This is a genomic window from Streptococcus suis (genome assembly GCF_002964575.1).
Taxonomy (GTDB): Bacteria; Bacillota; Bacilli; order Lactobacillales; family Streptococcaceae; genus Streptococcus; species Streptococcus suis_R.
This window is the reverse complement of the sequence record NZ_POQQ01000074.1, coordinates 1-532: the sequence shown is the minus strand read 5'-3', so window position 1 is coordinate 532 and position 532 is coordinate 1. Positions and strand designations below refer to the sequence as shown.

Annotated in this window: 1 protein-coding gene; it reads left to right on the top strand. The window is 40.8% G+C overall.

Annotated elements, in window-relative coordinates; all coding sequences use genetic code 11:
• The coding region (locus C1E58_RS09660; RefSeq protein ID WP_153055837.1) for a transposase at nt 1-532 on the top strand (532 nt) is incomplete at both ends.

Sequence of the window (532 nt, the reverse complement as noted above, 5' to 3'; positions counted from 1 at the left end):
AGAAAGTTGAAAGAGGATTTTCTTGTTCGGAAACAGAAGTACGAACGAGATAAACAGATTCTACAAGAGCGAAATTCCTATTCTAAAACGGATCACGATGCAACATTCATGCGAATGAAAGAAGATCATATGAAGAATGGTCAGCTCAAGCCTGGTTACAACCTCCAACTTGGCACAAACAGCCAGTTTGCCTTAGCTTACGGATTGTATCCGAATCCAACTGACACTCGGACGCTCAAGCCTTTTCTTCAATCCATCCAAACCCTAGAACTCTTTCAACACATTGTCGCAGATGCAGGTTATGGAAGTGAAGAAAATTATAGCTTTATCCTTGATGACCTGGGGAAAACACCTCTGATTCCCTACGGAACATATCAGAAAGAGCAGAAGAAAAGCTATAAGAAGAGTGATGCCAATCCTGAAAACTGGACTTACTTAGAAGATTCTGACCAGTGGATAAAACCAGATGGGGTTGTCTACTCGTTTAAGAATTATTCACGAAGAACGGAGCAGAATGGATTTGAGAAAGATA